This is a genomic window from Pontibacter russatus, assembly GCF_009931655.1.
Classification (GTDB): Bacteria; Bacteroidota; Bacteroidia; order Cytophagales; family Hymenobacteraceae; genus Pontibacter; species Pontibacter russatus.
Genome location: NZ_CP047984.1, coordinates 477670 through 494763 on the forward strand (window position 1 = coordinate 477670; position 17094 = coordinate 494763).

Below are 17094 nucleotides of genomic sequence, written 5' to 3' on the forward strand. Positions count from 1 at the left end.
CCGCCCCTCCGGATAATATCGGCGCGGCCACGTTCCTGTATAGCCAACCTAAAAGCAACCCATATGATAGAAGACCTGTGGTACAAAAACGCCGTTATATATAGCCTGGACCTTGAGACCTTCATGGACGTGAACAGCGACGGCACCGGCGACTTCGGGGGCCTGGCCCGCCGCCTCGACTACCTCCACGCGCTGGGCGTGGACACCCTCTGGCTGGCCCCCTTCCAGCCAACCCCGAACAAAGACAACGGCTACGACATCAGCGACTACTACGGTGTGGATCCCCGCCACGGCTCCAGCGGCGACTTTGTGGAGTTTATGCACCAGGCGAAAAAGCGCGGCTTCAAGGTTATCATCGACCTGGTGGTGAACCACACCTCCAACAAACACCCCTGGTTCCAGGACGCACGCAGCAGCAAAGACGCCAGGCACCGAGACTGGTACGTATGGTCGGAGGATAAGCCCTCGGACTGGGATGAGGGGATGGTGTTCCCGGGCGTGCAGAAGTCCACGTGGACCTACGACAAAAAAGCAAAAGCCTACTTCTACCACCGCTTCTATGATTTTCAGCCCGACCTTAACATGGACAACCCGGAGGTGCGGGCCGAGATACGGCGCATCATCGGCTTCTGGCTGGAGCTGGGTGTGGCCGGGTTTAGGGTAGACGCGGTGCCTTTTATACTGGAAACTCCCGCGCCGGGCAAGGCCAAGCCCACCATGAACTTCGAGTACCTGCGCGAGATGCGCCGCTTCCTGCAGTGGCGTCGCGGCGATGCCGTGCTGCTGGGCGAGGCCAACGTGCTGCCCGAGGAGAGTCAGAAATACTTCGGGCACGAGGGCGACGGCATTCAGCTGATGTTCAATTTCTACGTGAACCAGCATGCCTTCTACGCCCTCGCCACCGCCGACACCGAGCCGCTTGCAGAAGCCCTGGAGGCCACGAAAGACCTGTTCTTCACGGCGCAGTGGGCGCAGTTTCTGCGTAACCACGACGAGCTGGACCTGGGGCGGCTCACGGAGGAGCAGCGGCAAAAGGTGTTCAGCCGCTTCGGTCCGGACAAAAACATGCAGCTGTACGACCGGGGCATCCGCCGCAGGCTCTCGCCGATGCTGGGCAACCGCCCGCAGGTGGAGCTGGCCTATAGCCTGATGTTCTCGCTGCCCGGCACCCCCGTCATCCGTTACGGTGACGAGATAGGCATGGGCGACGACCTGAGCCTGAACGAGCGTGACGCCGTCCGGACACCGATGCAGTGGTCTGCCGACCCACAGGCAGGCTTCTCGAGGGGCAAAAAGCTGATACACCCCGTCATTAACGAGGGCCCCTACGCTTACACCCATGTGAACGTCGAGAACCAGCGCCGCGACCCGGACTCGCTGCTTAACTGGATGACGGCCCTGATACGCCTGCGCAAGGAGTGCCCTGAGATTGGCTGGGGTAAGTGGCAACTGCTGCAAACCGGCTTTAAGGAGGTGCTGTGCATCTGCTACTGCTGGAAAGGCAACTCGCTGGTGGTGCTCCACAATTTTAATGAGAAGGCATACGAGGTGGAGATTGACCTGAAGCAGCAGCCGGGCGACAAGCTGATCGACCTGATGAACAATTTTGAGGGGGAGGCCGACGGCAAGGGCAAACAGCACATCACCCTCGACGCCTACGGCTACCGCTGGTTCCGCACCGGCGACCTGAGCTACCAGCTGTTCGGCGAGCAGCAGGTGGAACCGGAGTGACAGCCAGAAAAGTATTAAACGAAAACGGGGCCCGGCAGTATATATAAACCTGTCTGTCGCGCTTGCGCATGGCCGCAATCCACCACTGCAGAGGCTGTATTTGTTTCACCATAGATGCTGTTTTATGAAAGCTATATATAAACTGCTGCTCGCCTGCCTCTTCTGCTTTGGCGGGCAGGGCGCATTTGCCCAGTCGGCCACCGCCAGCGCCAATGCGCCGGTCCTCAACCACATTGCCGTATATGTGCATGAGCTTGGCAGGAGCACGGCCTTTTACGAAGAGGTGCTGCAGCTGCAGAAAATACCAGAGCCGTTCCACGACGGCCTGCACACCTGGTTCACGCTCGGGCCTGCCGGCCAGTTGCACCTGATACAGGGAGCGGCTGAAGTCCTGAAACCAAACAAAAATGACCACCTGTGCTTCAGCGTGGGCTCCATCGAGGACTTCATCGCTAACCTGGACAAGCACCGGATCGAGTACACCAACTGGCCCGGTACGGCCAAGGCACCCACCGTCCGGGTAGATGGGGTGAAGCAAATCTACTTTCAGGACCCGGATGGCCACTGGATTGAGGTCAACAACGACCGGCCAGGCAGGTAGCTTCGCTGCCGGTATTTTATGCAACGGGGAACTGTCCAGATTTTGCCGGACTTTCGCATTTCCGGCTCCTCCTCCACTTATTTATGGTTTCATATATAAAGAGAAAGACGGCAGGGGTCTACAAGCCCATTATATATGTCAGATTATATATGTAGCGGACATGAGCCCGCTACGGCGTATACCCGGCAGGAAGCCATATATAAAATGGCCTCTCCCCTAAACATTTTGCCGCGCGTCGCGGTACTAAGGCTGATGCTATAAAACTCCAGGCTATATGACGTTCAGTTCCACCAGACCAGAAGACCTTCTCTTTGATGCCGCCCGTAAAGGCGATACCGCCTATATAAAAGAGTTGCTCGACGCGGGCACAGACGTGAACATACAGGACGGAAGGGGCTTCACTCCTCTGATACTGAGCACCTACGAAGGCCACCTGGACGCTGCGAAACTGCTGATCGCCTCCGGCGCGGATGTGAACGCCCAGGATTTTGGTGGTAACACCGCCCTGATGGGCGTCTGCTTTAAAGGCTATCCCGAAGTGGCCGAACTGCTGATCCAGAACGGGGCGGCGCTTGACCTCCAGAACGGCAACGGCGGCACCGCGCTGATGTTCGCCACCCTGTTCGGCCGGAACGAGCTTGTCAGGATCATGATAGAAAAGGGCGCCGACAAAACCATCCGGGACTCCCGGGGCCTCACCGCCCTCGACCTGGCACACCAGCAGGGCAATACGGAGGCGCTGCCTTACTTTCAGTAGTTCCGGCGGTTTCTACAACACCGAGCCAGAAGCCCCTTCTCATTTCCTCAGTTCCTATATAGGCTGGCCTTTGACTAAAAACAGGTATATGGCTGTGCGCAACGCACATACACCTATTCCTTGTCTGCTGCTGTGCCGCAGGCACCTGGCCATGTATGCCTGCTTTCATACGGGCTTTCTGTCGGCAGAAGCCTCCCCTCCCTACAACTGAAATGCCCGGAAACTCCAAAGTAAGCCAATAATGAATTGCACCATTTTTTCCAGGAAAGGAAATTATCTCGGGAACCCCTCTTGTTTTAACACATGACGCTTTATGTGCATAATCCTGTTTCTGGAGGCCTTAGAACATATATTACATATATATAATATTTAATTTCCTAAAAGCTTCTATTATATGATATAACGTATTATTTTGCACCGATATAACCAATTACATTATTGCTTGCTATATGAAACGGCCTCTTTCTCCTCTCCTAATACTCCAAATAAGTTCTCACCGATTGGGCGCGGCTTAAGTAGCATATTTTCACAGACACCACCCCCGGGTTTATACTTCCCCGATGAGAATACTTCTACTGCTTCTTTTCCTGCTGCTTCCGGCTACTTGCCCACAGTACCACCCGGAAATGCGCTTGGCGGATGCATCCTACAGCATCCGTACAGATCCTGCGCAGGCCTTGCCCCAAAACAGTCTGCCTTTACATGAAGCACATGAGGCGGGAAAAAACGGCGCTAGCTTGTCCTCATCCACACAAGCCGCTTCGGAGGCGAAAGAGCAGGAATATCTTTTCCTGAAGGCGGAAAGGAAGAGGCATGAGATAGCTTTCAGGCAGCAACAGGCGATGCTGGCTTTGGGCGGAGCCGCCGTTCTGCTGCTGCTGGTGCTGCTGGTGGCGCTTTACCTCAGCAGACGGCGCGAAAGGGCAGCCCATCAGGCGCTGCAGGAGACGCACCGCCTGATGCAGGCGCAGCAGGCGGAAATTATCAGGCAGAAGAATGAGCTGACGGACCAGGCGGCGACGCTGCGCGCGCAGAACGGGCAATTGGAGATCCATAAGCAATTCAGGACAAAAATATTCTCCATCATCTCCCACGACCTGCGCGCCCCCTTCAACTCCCTGAAAGCCGCGCTGGGGCTGGTGTTGCGCAAATCGTTGTCGGAGAGCCAGATGCAGCATGTGTTTGGGCTGCTAAGCCGCGACGTGGAGGCGGCTGCCGACATGCTGCAGAACCTGCTGGTATGGTCGAAGGCGCAATTGGAGGAATCGCATGTAAAAATGGAAAACATCGATCTCCGGCAGCTGGTGGAGGAGAACCTGGCCTTTGCGGCAGCACAGGCGGAAGAGAAGGAAATCCGGCTGGTGAGCCTGATCTCAGCGCATATCCAGGTCCGCGCCGATCGGGAAAGGCTGAATTTCGTGCTGCGTAACCTGTTGGTGAACGCCGTGAAGTTTTCGTTTGAGGGCGGCGTGGTGCTGGTGCAGGTGCGCGTGCAGGAGAAGTCCGTCACGCTGGCGGTGCGGGACAGCGGCAAAGGCATCCCTTCGAATTTCATCCCGAAACTTTTCACCGAGGAGCGCGTGACAACCCCCGGCACTCGCAATGAGAAGGGGACCGGCCTGGGTCTGATGCTCTGCAGAGACTTCATCGAAAGCCAGAACGGCAGCATTGAGGTGGACAGCGAGGAAGGCAGGGGCAGCGTTTTCTCCGTTACGCTGCAGCGCACAGACACCTGCGCCACCAAGGCCACCGAGGCAGATGCTGTTGCGCTGGCTTAGGCTCCAGAAACACAAGCTATATATAAATATCAGCTATATATAAAATCGCCCCCTTTACGCCATATATGGCCCAGGAGGAAGCGGCATGCATACCAGCGACGTTACCTTTACTACCCAATTATTATTCCCTTCCAACCCACGCATTTACTCCGGCATGAACTGCAGGCAACAATCTGATGTTCAAACTCTGAGGCTTGAAATCTATAAGCTGTCGTTAGCAGAACCTCGCTTGTATTTACTGGATTTAACGCGAACTCTGGAATTATTCTGCCTCAGTCTTGAACTGCTGTACATCCCTTCGGCCTAATTTCATTTAAGTTCTATAGTTTACATCGGAGCTCTCAGGCCGTGAGGCCTCGTTTCCCCTCTCAGCGCTGTGTACATTTCCTGCCATACGGATGCCGCTCCCGCGGCACCGGAAATCTACAAGACGCTTCAAGGAAAAACTGGAAACAGTGTCGCTTTGAGCTTCTTTAGAGGTTTGCACATGAAGGTAGTAGAATGATCCCCAGTAGATTAATTATGGATTAATCTCCGAGTTTACATTGGATTTATATCCTGTGAAAGGCATCCTGCGAACGGCAGCGGGATATTCTGTTAAATTGCCTTACTTTTGTTGCGCTGGCTGCAGTCCGGCCATCAATACAGCATACCATTTCCAAAATCTAACAACCATTAATCATATATGAAGAGCATCCCGAACCCGAAAAACAAACTGCGGCTTTTACTTTTCGGCGCTGTCGCCCTAATTGGTGCGGAGGCCTCGGCACAGGACAGAGGGCAGGACCAGTTTATTGATAAATCAAACATGGACCTGCGCGTGAAGCCGGGCGACGATTTTTATACCTACGCCAGTGGCGCCTGGATCGAGAATAACCCGGTTCCGGCGAAAGAGACGCGCTGGGGCAGCTTTAACCTGCTGCGCGACTTCAACATCAATGCAGTTCGCACCATCCTGAGCGACGCGGCGGCTAACCAAAATGCGGCACCGGGCTCTGTGGAGAAGCGCGTGGGCGATTTCTATGCGGCGGCCATGGACAGCGCAGCCATTGAGAAAGCCGGCTACAAACCCATTAAAGCCGATCTGAAAAGAGCGGGCGCAGTGAAAGACTCGAAGGGCGTGCTGAACGAGGTTGCCCGCCAGAAGGCCACCGGCCTTGCCTCCCCCATGTTCGGCTTCTACGTGGGCCAGGACCGCAAAGACGTGGACAACATGGTGCCGCAGCTGAGCCAAGGCGGCACCACCCTGCCCGACCGCGACTACTACCTGAAAAACGACGCGCGCAGCACGAAGATACAGGAGGCGTTGAAAACCTATATCACCACCCTCTTCACCCTCACCGGCGTGCCGGAGGCCAGGGCAAAGCAAAACGCAGCGACCATTTTTGAGCTGGAGAAAAAGATGGCGGAGGCGCAAATGGCCCGCGTGGAGATGCGCGACCCGTACAAAACCTACAACAAGTTCTCGGTGGCCGACTTCAGCAAGGCCACGCCGAACATCGACTGGAAATCAATGCTGGCGAAGATGAAGGTGAGCGGTGAGGATACCATCCTGGTGAACAACCCTAAATTCTTTGCGGCGCTGGACGGGCTGGTGAAAAGCACACCGGTTGCTGACTGGCGGACGTACCTGCAATGGAACGTGCTGAAGGCTTCGGCCCCATACCTGAGTTCTCCGTTTGCCGATGCGAATTTTGCCTATACCCAGGCGCTGTCGGGCCAGAAGGTACAGACGCCGCGCTGGCAGCGCATGTCGTCGCTGACGGACGATGCGATAGGCGAGCTGCTGGGGCAGCTATATGTGCAGAAGCACTTCAAGCCAGAGGCCAAAGAGCGGATGAACGAGCTGATCGGCAACCTGGTCAAAGCCTACGAAATCCGCATCAGCAACCTGGAGTGGATGAGCGCCGAAACAAAAGAGAAAGCGCTGGCCAAGCTGCACGCCTTCACCCCGAAAGTGGGCTACCCCGACAAGTGGAAAACCTACAATGGCCTCGAAATCAGCCGCAAGTCCTTCTTCCAGAACGTGCGCAACGCCGACCAGTGGAGCTATAACGACATGGTGAGCCAGTTGGGCAAGCCGGTGGACAGAACGAAGTGGGGCATGACAGCCCCGACAGTGAATGCCTACTACAGCCCGGTGATGAACGAGATTGTGTTCCCGGCAGGCATCCTGCAGTTTCCTTTCTTCGACCCGGAGGCGGACGATGCGGTGAACTACGGCGGAATCGGCGCGGTCATCGGCCACGAAATCTCCCACGGCTTCGACGACTCCGGCAGCCAATACGACAAGGACGGCACGCTTCGCAACTGGTGGACGGAAGAAGACAGGGCGCGTTTCAAGGAGAAAGCGCAGTCCCTGGCCGCACAGTTTGACGCCTATACGGTTCTGGACACCATCCATGTGAACGGCCAGTTGACGCTTGGCGAGAACATTGGCGACCTGGGCGGCCTGAATGCAGCCTACGAGGCTTTTAAGATGACGGAGCAGGGACAGTCGGATGAGAAGATTGACGGCTTCACGCCGGATCAGCGTTTCTTCCTGTCGTGGGCACAGGTGTGGCGTGGCAACATCCTGCCCGAAAGCGCCGCACAGCAGATTGTGACCGACCCGCACTCCCCGGGCGAGTACAGGACCATCGGGGCGCCCGTGAACATGGATGCCTGGTACGAAGCCTTCAACGTACAGCCCGGCGACAAACTCTATAAAGCGCCTGAGGAAAGAATCAGGATCTGGTAAGCAGCGGCGATCCGCACTATGTAACCATCCGATTCATATATAAAGCAGAACCCTCCAGCGCATTGGTGCTGGAGGGTTCTGCTTTATATATGGTTAGGGTTTTTTCTTACATCCGGGCCTGTATGGCTCTCATAGCACCCGCATCTCTATCCGGCGGTTCAGCTGGCGGTTCTCTTCGGAGGAGTTGGGCGCGACGGGCTTGCTTTCGCCGTAGCCCTTGTAGCTCAGGCGGCTCTTGCCGATGCCGTTGCTGCTGAGGTAATCCACCACGGCTTTGGCTCTTTTCTCGGAGAGCACCTGGTTGTCTTTCTCTGAGCCCACATCATCGGTATGGCCCGAAATCTCCATCTTTACAGCCCCGTTCTGCTGCAGAAAGCGGATCAGCTTGTTCAACTCAGTCTTTGAATTGTCTTCGAGCTTATACTGGCCCGTGTCGAAAAAGAGGTTGTTCAGCACCACGGCAGCCCCCGCTTTGATGGGCTCCAGGTACACATCCAGCGCCACCGGCGACAGATTTTTCGGCGAAGTGTAGTCGAAGCTCAGGCTGTTGAGCAGGTAACCGGGCGCACTCACATATAAGGCATATTGCTTCCCCTCGGTCAGCACCACCGTGTATTCGCCGTTTGTCGCGTCAGAATCCACCTGCTGCACCAGCGAGTCCGTTTCCACATCGTATAGTTGCACCTGCGCGGCCAGCGGCTTTTTGGTGCTTTTGTCGAACACGCGGCCCTGGGCGTAGGTGCTGTTCACGCTGCTGCGCCACTCGGCGGGCACATCAAAGCGATAGAGCTGGATAGTGGGCGTGCCCGCTTCATTGGACTCTTGCCTAGAGTAATAGCCGATCTTGTTGTCGGGGGTGATGAAAAGCGAGCCTTCGTCGGCATGCGTGTTGAGTGGGTAGCCCAGGTTTTGCGGCACCGACCACTGCTGTTTTCCCTCTTTTGTCGCTTTGAACACATCCAGCCCGCCCAAGCCCAGGTGCCCGTCGCTCACGAAGTAGAGGGTGGAGCCGCTGGCATGGATGGACGGGGCCATGTCGCGGCCGGTGGAGTTAACGTCTTCCCCCAGGTTCACGGGCCTTCGCCACGAGCCGTCTTCCTGCTGGTACACCACCCATATATCCTCCTTGCCCACACCCCCTCCGCGCGTGGACGAAAAGTACAGGGTGCGTCCGTCGGCGGAAAGACTTGGCTGTGAGTCCCAGGCGTTTGAGTTCACCATGTTGCCCATGTTCTTTGGCCTGCTCCACGCATCGCCTGTCCGGAAGGAGATATATAAATCGCAGTCGCCCTGGCTGTCGGGGCGGTTGCAGGAGGTGAACACCAGCGACCTGCCATCGCCGGAAATGGTGGCGGCCCCTTCGTTGGCGTGCGTGTTGATGGCTTTGGAGATAGGCACGGGTTCCTGCCACTCCCCGTTTACCCGCTCACTGATGAAGATGTTCTCGTCGTGGTCGGGGCGGGCACTGGCCCGGGCGGTATATATAAAGTAGCGCTGATCGGCGGTAGTGTAGGGGAAATACTGCAAACCGAAACCGTTCAGGGGAGCGTGCATCCGGATCGGTTCGAAATCCACGGGATGCTGCATGGCCTCCAGGGCATATTCCGCCGTCTTCACCTGTTTCCTGGACCAGTCGATCAGCTTCGGGTTCTTCGGCCTGGATTTCAGGTACGCTTCATAGTTCGCTTTGGCGGCGGCGTACTCCCCGCGCTCAAACTGCAGGTCGGCCAGGTCGAAATAGTAGCCGCCATAGGCAGGGGTATAAGGTACCAGTTGCAGCCCTTTCTCCAACAGCTCATAAACAGCAGCCTTGTTGCCCATCATCTTCTGCAGGTTGGCGGCCCGTATATAGGCTTCTATAAACTTCGGGTCTTTCTCAATCGCCTCCGACAGCGCCTGCAGCGCCCGTTCAAAGTCCCTGCTGCGCATATACTCGTCGGCTTTCTCATACAGGCGCTCTGCTTTGGCAGAACTGGTGCTTAATTTCTTGTTTTGTGCTACACTGGCAGTAACGCAGCCGACCGTCAGGAGCAAGGCTGCAAGCAGGGATTTGTACATAAGGTAATTAAGGGATATCCATATATTTATGCGCCTGCAACGACACACGCCAATGCGGATGGCGCTTGACATAGTCTACCAGCAGCGGCATCATTGCGGCAGCTTTGCTCCACTCCGGCTGCAGGTAAAGCCTGCACTTCTCCCCCACCCGCGCGGCGTGCTCCTCGGCCCACTTCAAGTCGCTTCTGTTAAAGATAATCACTTTCAGCTCATCTGCAAAAGGATAGACAGACGCATCCGGGGCCTTGAACTTTTTCGGCGACAGGCACACCCAGTCCCATATGCCAGATACAGGATAAGCCCCAGAAGTCTCAATCATGGTCCGGATGCCGCGCTCCTGCAACTGTGCCGTCAGCGGCTGCAGGTTGTACAGCAGCGGCTCGCCTCCCGTTACAACCACGGTTTTGCCCGGAAAGGCATCGGCCATCTCCACGATGGCCTCCACTTTGGTGAGCGGGTGCAGTTCCGCATCCCACGACTCCTTCACGTCGCACCAGTGGCAGCCCACATCGCAGCCCCCCAGGCGTATAAAATAAGCGGCTGTGCCCGTGTTGGCACCCTCGCCCTGTATGGTGTAAAAGGCCTCCATCAGCGGGAGCTCACTGCCATCTTTCGGCACTGTGTGGATGGAGGCTGTTTTGTATGCTTTTGTTACTTCCAATTTCGTGTTGCTTCGGCCAGTGCCTGTTATCTATAAAACCTGCGCTGTCGTAAGTCATGTGCGGCGCAGAAAGTGCAATTTAGCTAAAAATGCAACAAGCGCTGCTACGCATAATGTTCCGGGCTGCCGTTCCCGCAGCTCCTCCGTTTACTCAATTCATAACAAAGTTTACAAAAAATTAGTAATTGAATAAATCAGGTAGTAATTTGTCGCTTCGTAAGCAATGGAAAGCGCAAAACACATAGTACAGCACCTGGTTCCTTCTCTGAAAAAAGGGAAGACGGCACCTTTTTTTTCCGCTTCTTTCATTGCCACCATTATTACCCCTTCCGGGGTGCTGCTATACATATCGTCCCTTCTCTAATACCGCGCCACGTGCGGTTTAGGCCTGCTGTAAGGCAATTTCTCTTGTATCAAGCTTTTATATATTCCTCATGCTGGTTTTAAAATTTGGCGGCACGTCTGTGGCCAACGCGGCGGCCATGCTGCAAATAGCCGCCGTCCTGAAAGAAAAAAAGTACCCGCGCAACATGGTGGTGGTCGTGTCGGCCATGTCGGGTGTCACGGATATGCTCATCTCCTGTTACCAGAAAGCAGGCAGGCAGGACAACTCCTATCAGGAGGTGATACAGCAACTGGAGGCAAAGCACATGGAGGCCATAGAGCAGTTGGTGCCCTACAGCTGCCAGATAGAGGTGAAGGGAAAGATAAAACTGCTGCTGCGCGAGTTGGAGGATATATGCCAGGGGGTGGTGCTGCTCGACGAGCTGAGCGACAGCATCAAAGCCAGGGTAATGTCGTACGGCGAGTTGCTGTCCTCTTCGATTGTTTCCGTTGCTTTTCACCACCAGGGCCTCGCCAACACCCTGATTGACAGCCGCGACTATATCACCACCGATAGCAACTACCTGAATGCCAAGGTAGACCAGCGGAAAACGTACGCCCGCATCAAAGAGCAGATGCCGGATGTAGCGTTGGTGGTGGCACCGGGCTTTATCGCCCGAACAGAGGCTGGCAAGACATCGGTACTGGGCCGCGGCGGCTCCGATTACAGTGCTTCCATCTATGCGGCGGCACTGGAGGCGGAGCGGCTGGAGGTGTGGTCAGATGTAGATGGCATGTATACCGCAGACCCGCGCAAGGTGAAGGCGGCCCGCTCCATCAAGGAACTGAGCTACAAGGAGGCGATGGAGCTGGCCTATTTCGGGGCCAAAGTGCTTTACCCGCCCACCATCGCGCCGTTGGTGGCTGCCAGCATCCCGCTGATCCTTAAGAACACCTTCAACCCCTCGCACCAAGGCACGCGCATCACGGCCACGCCTGCCCCGGGGCCGAACATCATCAAGGGGGTTTCCTGCATCGACAACATTACCCTGATTACGCTGAGCGGCAGCGGCATGGTGGGCGTGCCCGGCATTGCGATGCGCATGTTCAAGGCAGTGGCCACCCGCAACATCAACATCTACTTTATCACGCAGTCGTCGTCGGAGCAGAGCATTACCATCGCCCTCGCCGACACAGAGGGCCAGGCTGCGTTGGAGGCGCTTTCAGATGAATTTAAATACCATATAACGGAGGGCGAGGTAGACCCCGTGAACCTGGAGCAGCATATGAGCATTGTGGCCATTGTCGGCAACGGCATGATTCAGCAGCCGGGCATCGCGGGCTCCATGTTCTCCATCCTGGGCGGTCACAACATCAACATAAGGGCCATTGCGCAGGGCGCCACCGAACGCAACATCTCGCTGGTGATTCGCGGGGAGGACGCGGTGGCTGCCGTCAACCTGCTGCACGACAGCTTCTTTCTGGCGAAAACCGATAAATTTGCCGGCTCACTGGCATAAGCATATATAAATGGAAGGATCAGAGTATATAAAAGTGTTTGCCCCGGCCACTGTGGCCAATGTCTGCTGCGGCTTCGACGTGCTGGGCTTTGCCTTGGACCAGCCCGGCGATGAGGTCTGGGTGCGTAAAAAGGATGCACCAGGCATCACCATTTCCGCCATCAGGGGTATCAGCGGGCTTTCACAGAACCCACAGGAGAACGTGGTGGGCGTGGTGGCGCAGAAAATGCTGGCCGACCTGCAGGTGCCGTTCGGCCTGGACATGCAGCTGCACAAGGGCATGCCCGTGGGCAGCGGGCTTGGCAGCAGCGCCGCCAGTTCTGCCGCCGCTGCGTACGCCGTAAATGAGCTTTTGGGAAAGCCTTTCACGACAGAGGAGCTTGTGCCCTATGCCATGGAGGGCGAGCGCATCGCCTCCGGATCGGCCCACGCCGACAACGTGGCGCCGTCCCTTCTGGGGGGCTTTGTGCTGGTGCGGAGCTACGACCCACTGGATGTGGTGCCGCTGGGCGTGCCGGTGAAGCTATACTGCTCAGTCGTTCATCCGCAGGTAGAACTGAAAACCTCCCTGGCCCGCAGCATCCTGAAAAAAGACATTCCGCTGCAGAAAGGCATCCGGCAGTGGGGCAACCTGGCCGCCCTGATGGCAGGCCTGCTGAAAGCGGATTACGGCCTCATCGGGCGCAGCCTGCACGACGAGATATTTGAGCCGGAGCGCGCCTTCCTGATCCCGCTGTTTAAGCAGGCAAAGCAGGCGGCCCTCGATGCAGGCGCCTTGGGCGCCGGTATTTCAGGTTCAGGTCCTTCTATCTTCGCCTTGTCGGCGACGGAGCAGGTGGCTTCCGAAGTAAAAACAGCCATAGAGCAGGTATACCTCTCCAGCGGCATCGACCTGCACGCCTACGTCTCGCAGGTGCCGGAGCAGGGCGCCCGCGTTATTCAACAACCTACTTTACACGCACAACAATGAAATATTACAGCACCAACCGCCAATCGCCTGACATGAGCTTTAAAGAGGCGGTTGTGAAAGGACTGCCCCAAGACAAAGGGCTTTTTTTCCCGGAGCAGGTTCCTGTACTGCCCCCCTCCTTTTTTGAGGCGCTGCCGGATATGACGCTGCCTGAAATCGCCTTCGAGGTGTTGCAGCCCTATACCGCCCCGGACATCGCACCGGAAGCGTTAAAACATATATGCGCGGAGGTGTTCACGTTTCCAATTCCGTTGGTTCAAGTGGAAGATACCATCTATAGCCTGGAGCTGTTTCATGGGCCGACATGTGCTTTCAAGGATGTGGGGGCACGGTTTATGTCGCGCTGTCTGCAGGCTTTTGCCGAGCCGGAGAAGCCGGTAACTGTGCTGGTGGCCACGTCCGGCGACACGGGCAGCGCCGTGGCCAACGGCTTCCTGGGCGTGGAAAACATCGAAGTGGTGATTCTGTACCCAAAGGGCGGCGTGAGCGAGATACAGGAAATGCAGTTCACCACGCTGGGGCAGAACATCCATGCCGTGGCCGTTGAGGGCACTTTTGATGATTGCCAGCACCTGGTGAAGCAGGCTTTCTCTGACCCGGAACTGGCAAAGGAAATGCAGCTGTCATCAGCCAACTCGATCAACGTGGCGCGCTGGCTGCCGCAGATGGTGTATTACTTCCATGCCTGGGGGCAGTGGCGTAAGCAACAGCCGCATACCGAGGCCGTGACCTTTGCGGTGCCGAGCGGGAACTTCGGCAATCTGGCGGCCGGGGTGCTGGCCCGGCAGATGGGTCTGCCGGTAAACTACTTCATCGCGGCCACCAACCTCAACAAAATCGTGCCGGCTTACCTCGAATCGGGGACATATACGCCCGCCCCTTCGGTGGCAACCATCGCCAATGCCATGGACGTGGGCAGCCCGAACAACTTCCCGCGCATTCAGGAGACATTCGGCCAGGAATATGAGGCCCTGACACAGGTGATCAAAGGCTACTGGACGGAGGATGAACCGATTAAAAAGACTATTCAGGAGGTGCAGCAAAACCAGGGCTACCTGCTGGACCCGCACGGCGCTATTGCCTATATGGCCCTGAAAAAACACCTGCCGGAATTGCAGACTGCGGGTATTTTCCTGGAGACAGCCCACCCTGCCAAGTTCAAGCAAACCATCGATGCCATATTAGACTCGGATATTGAACTGCCGGAGCAACTGCAGGCTTTCCTGAACAGGCAGAAGAAAGTGAGCAGCATCCGCAATAACTTTGCAGAACTGGCAACCCTGCTGCAGGAGCAAAACCGGCTGCACACCGCCTCCTGACCTGTAGCAGGTACAAAGCCTATCCGGGCAATTTATATATAAGTTTAGATAGACTCTTATATATGCGCCGCTCCGTTTTACAGACGCAGCAGAAAGGCAAACTTCATTCATCAAAACAAAGCGACAGGCAAAGCAGAAGCCTGCGCCCAGAAATTAGCTCCTATATACACATGAAAGTCCTGAAATTCGGGGGAACAACGGTTGGCTCAGTTCAGAATGTTCTCACGCTATTAGATATACTCGCCGAAGAAGCCAAGACAGAGAAACCGATTGTCGTGGTTTCGGCCATGAGCGGCGTAACGAACCAGCTTTCCAGTCTGGCAGACCATGCCGCTGACGGGAAGGATTTTTCCAGATACCTGCAGGAACTGGAGGAGCGGCACCTCGCCGTGGCAGATGGACTGATCCAGGAAGAGAACCAGGAATCGGTGACGGCGAAGCTAAAAGCCTGTTTCCGGGAGTTGGAGAGCCTGCTACACGGGGTAGCATCCCTGCGTGAGCTTACCCCAAAGACCCGGGACATCGTGCTGAGCTATGGCGAGCGCTGCGCCACTTTCCTTATCAGCGAGGTAGCCCGGCAGCGTTTCCCGGAGGCGCTCTTCGTGGATGCCGCCACGCTCATCAAGACCGACAGCAGCTTCGGCCATGCGCGGGTGCAGGCGGAGGTAACTGAACTGCTTATCCGCAGCTTCTACAGCGAGCATAAAGACAGCCTGCTTTTCGTGACCGGGTTTATCGCCAGCGACGAGCGAGGACAAATCACGACGCTGGGCCGTGGCGGAAGCGACTATACCGCCGCCCTGATTGGCTCTGCCCTGAACAGTTCCGAGATTCAGATATGGACCGACGTGAACGGTATGATGACCGCCGACCCGAAGATGGTGAAGAAGGCGATTCCGCTGACGGAGCTCTCCTACATCGAAGCGATGGAACTCTCCTACTTCGGGGCCCGGGTGATCTATCCGCCTTCCATGACGCCGGCTTTCCTGAAAAGAATCCCCATTATAATCCGGAACATCACGAATCCCGCTTTCCCGGGCACAGCCATCCGGCACGACATTCAGAAGTCAGGCTCGAACATCAAGGGAATCTCCTCTATCAACGAGACGAGCATCATCAACCTGCAGGGCAGCGGCATGGTGGGCAAGGCGGGCTACAGCGGGCGACTTTTCTCGCTGCTCTCGCGGGAGCAGATCAATGTCATCCTCATCACGCAGGCCTCCTCTGAGCATAGCATCACGTTTGCCCTGCACCCTGCCGATGCCCCGAAGGCAAAAAGGCTGATTGAACAGGAGTTTGAGCTGGAACTGCAGGCAGAGAAACTGGAGGCGCCCACCATCGAGCAGGACCTTTCGGTGATGGCCATTGTGGGCGAGAACATGAAGCAGACGCCAGGCATCGCAGGCAGGCTGTTTCACGCGCTGGGCCGGAACGGCGTCAACGTACGCGCTATTGCACAGGGCTCCTCAGAGTACAACATATCCGTCATCATCTCGCGCCATGACCTGCCCAAAGCCCTGAACACCGTCCATGATGCGTTCTTTGTAGAACTGAAGAAGACGCTGCACCTGTTTTGCCTCGGCACCGGAAACATCAGCAGCACCCTCATCCGGCAGTTGCAGGAGCACCAGGGCTTTTTGCAGCAGCACAACGGCATACAGGTGAAGGTGGTGGGCATCAGCAACTCCCGTAAAATGGTGTTCGATGCCGATGGGCTGCCGCTGGACAACTGGCGGGAGGTACTTGAAACAGCCGGGGAGCCAGCCGACCTGCAGGAGTTCGTGCAACGCATGAAGCGCATGAACCTGCCCAACTGCATCCTGGCCGATAACACCGCAAGCCCCGCTCCCGTCCGGTTTTACGAGGAGGTTTTCAGGTCCAACATCTCTATTGTCACCTGCAATAAAATCGGCAACTCCTCTGATTACGCGCAGTACAAAAACTTCAAGGACACGGCCTTCCAACATGGGGTAGACTTCTATTACGAAACGAATGTGGGGGCGGGCCTGCCGATTGTCCGGACGCTGCGGGACCTGATGATGAGCGGCGACCAGGTGCTGCGCATTGAGGCAATCCTCTCCGGCACCATCTCCTTCATTTTCAACAACTTCAAGGGCGATGCCTCTTTTCACGACGTGGTGAAAATGGCGCAGGAGAAAGGATATACTGAGCCGGACCCGCGCGACGACCTGAGCGGCATGGATTTTATGCGGAAGATGCTGATACTGGCCCGCGATGCCGGTTACGCGCTGGAGGCAAAAGACGTGCAGATAGACAACATCCTGCCGCCTTCGTGCCTGCAGGCAGCCTCGGTGCCGGAGTTTTATGCGGAGTTAAAAGCGGCGGAAGCCTACTTCCAGGAACTGAAAGACAAGGCCGAAAGCAGCGGGAAAGTCCTGCGTTATATAGGCAAGCTGGACAACGGCAAAGCCACTATTTCGCTGGAAATGGTGGACGAGACCCATCCTTTCTACACCCTCTCGGGCAGCGACAACATCATCTCCTTCACCACCGACCGTTACAAAGAGCGCCCCATGGTGGTGAAAGGCCCCGGAGCAGGAGCCGAAGTAACTGCCGCCGGCGTGTTTGCCGATATCGTGAACGTGGGCGCACATTAACGCATCAGGCATATATA

At 56.4% G+C, this 17094-nt stretch carries 11 protein-coding genes; 9 read left to right on the forward strand and 2 right to left on the reverse strand.

Annotated features, from left to right (window positions below; translation table 11 throughout):
* Positions 1-63: 63 nt before the first annotated feature.
* The 5 genes from GSQ62_RS01940 (at position 64) to GSQ62_RS01960 (ending at position 7607) form a co-directional block, all read left to right on the forward strand.
* Complete coding sequence (locus tag GSQ62_RS01940; protein ID WP_161887944.1) at positions 64-1731, forward strand: alpha-amylase family protein; 1668 nt, start codon at positions 64-66, stop codon at positions 1729-1731.
* A 124-nt stretch (positions 1732-1855) separates the two neighbouring features.
* Positions 1856-2332 (forward strand): VOC family protein, encoded by a 477-nt coding sequence (locus GSQ62_RS01945; protein WP_161887945.1) that lies wholly within the window; start codon positions 1856-1858, stop codon positions 2330-2332.
* 274 nt (positions 2333-2606) lie between these two features.
* Entirely contained in the window at positions 2607-3089 is a 483-nt protein-coding gene (locus tag GSQ62_RS01950) for an ankyrin repeat domain-containing protein (RefSeq protein WP_161887946.1), read from the forward strand.
* A gap of 737 nt (positions 3090-3826) precedes the next feature.
* Positions 3827-4867 (forward strand): sensor histidine kinase, encoded by a 1041-nt coding sequence (locus GSQ62_RS01955; RefSeq protein ID WP_161887947.1) that lies wholly within the window; start codon positions 3827-3829, stop codon positions 4865-4867.
* Positions 4868-5675: 808 nt separating this feature from the next.
* Positions 5676-7607: a M13 family metallopeptidase gene (locus tag GSQ62_RS01960; RefSeq protein ID WP_237587161.1), complete on the forward strand. Its 1932-nt coding sequence runs from the start codon at positions 5676-5678 to the stop codon at positions 7605-7607.
* Positions 7608-7736: 129 nt separating this feature from the next.
* On the opposite strand, the gene GSQ62_RS01965 is transcribed toward GSQ62_RS01960, so the two are convergent.
* A complete protein-coding gene (locus tag GSQ62_RS01965) occupies positions 7737-9665 on the reverse strand; it encodes an OmpA family protein (protein WP_161887949.1) in 1929 nt (642 codons plus the stop codon).
* Between the two features lie 7 nt (positions 9666-9672).
* A complete protein-coding gene (locus tag GSQ62_RS01970) occupies positions 9673-10326 on the reverse strand; it encodes a 7-carboxy-7-deazaguanine synthase QueE (RefSeq protein WP_161887950.1) in 654 nt (217 codons plus the stop codon).
* Between the two features lie 434 nt (positions 10327-10760).
* Here GSQ62_RS01970 and GSQ62_RS01975 point away from each other — a divergent pair, with 434 nt between their 5' ends.
* From GSQ62_RS01975 to thrA, 4 genes are all read left to right on the forward strand, one after another.
* On the forward strand, positions 10761-12170 hold the full coding sequence (locus tag GSQ62_RS01975) for an aspartate kinase (RefSeq protein ID WP_161887951.1): 1410 nt from the start codon (positions 10761-10763) through the stop codon (positions 12168-12170).
* A gap of 10 nt (positions 12171-12180) precedes the next feature.
* Positions 12181-13140, forward strand: a complete 960-nt coding sequence (locus GSQ62_RS01980; RefSeq protein ID WP_161887952.1) for a homoserine kinase — start codon at positions 12181-12183, stop codon at positions 13138-13140.
* Positions 13137-14459, forward strand: coding sequence for a threonine synthase (thrC, locus tag GSQ62_RS01985; RefSeq protein ID WP_161887953.1), 1323 nt, complete (start codon positions 13137-13139; stop codon positions 14457-14459). Before GSQ62_RS01980 ends, thrC begins: the two co-directional genes overlap by 4 nt.
* A gap of 170 nt (positions 14460-14629) precedes the next feature.
* The gene (thrA, locus tag GSQ62_RS01990) at positions 14630-17077 is read left to right on the forward strand and encodes a bifunctional aspartate kinase/homoserine dehydrogenase I (protein WP_161887954.1); all 2448 of its coding nucleotides are present in this window, start codon (positions 14630-14632) and stop codon (positions 17075-17077) included.
* Positions 17078-17094: the final 17 nt, after the last annotated feature.

Bases quoted from the DNA above. Each gene is read 5' to 3' on its own strand.
- GSQ62_RS01975 (WP_161887951.1), top strand. From the start codon at position 10,761: ATGCTGGTTTTAAAATTTGGCGGCACGTCTGTGGCCAACGCGGCGGCC.
- GSQ62_RS01960 (WP_237587161.1), top strand. From the start codon at position 5,676: ATGGACCTGCGCGTGAAGCCGGGCGACGATTTTTATACCTACGCCAGT.
- thrC (WP_161887953.1), top strand. From the start codon at position 13,137: ATGAAATATTACAGCACCAACCGCCAATCGCCTGACATGAGCTTTAAA.
- thrA (WP_161887954.1), top strand. From the start codon at position 14,630: ATGAAAGTCCTGAAATTCGGGGGAACAACGGTTGGCTCAGTTCAGAAT.
- GSQ62_RS01950 (WP_161887946.1), top strand. From the start codon at position 2,607: ATGACGTTCAGTTCCACCAGACCAGAAGACCTTCTCTTTGATGCCGCC.
- GSQ62_RS01980 (WP_161887952.1), top strand. From the start codon at position 12,181: ATGGAAGGATCAGAGTATATAAAAGTGTTTGCCCCGGCCACTGTGGCC.
- GSQ62_RS01965 (WP_161887949.1), bottom strand. From the start codon at position 9,665: ATGTACAAATCCCTGCTTGCAGCCTTGCTCCTGACGGTCGGCTGCGTT.
- GSQ62_RS01940 (WP_161887944.1), top strand. From the start codon at position 64: ATGATAGAAGACCTGTGGTACAAAAACGCCGTTATATATAGCCTGGAC.
- GSQ62_RS01945 (WP_161887945.1), top strand. From the start codon at position 1,856: ATGAAAGCTATATATAAACTGCTGCTCGCCTGCCTCTTCTGCTTTGGC.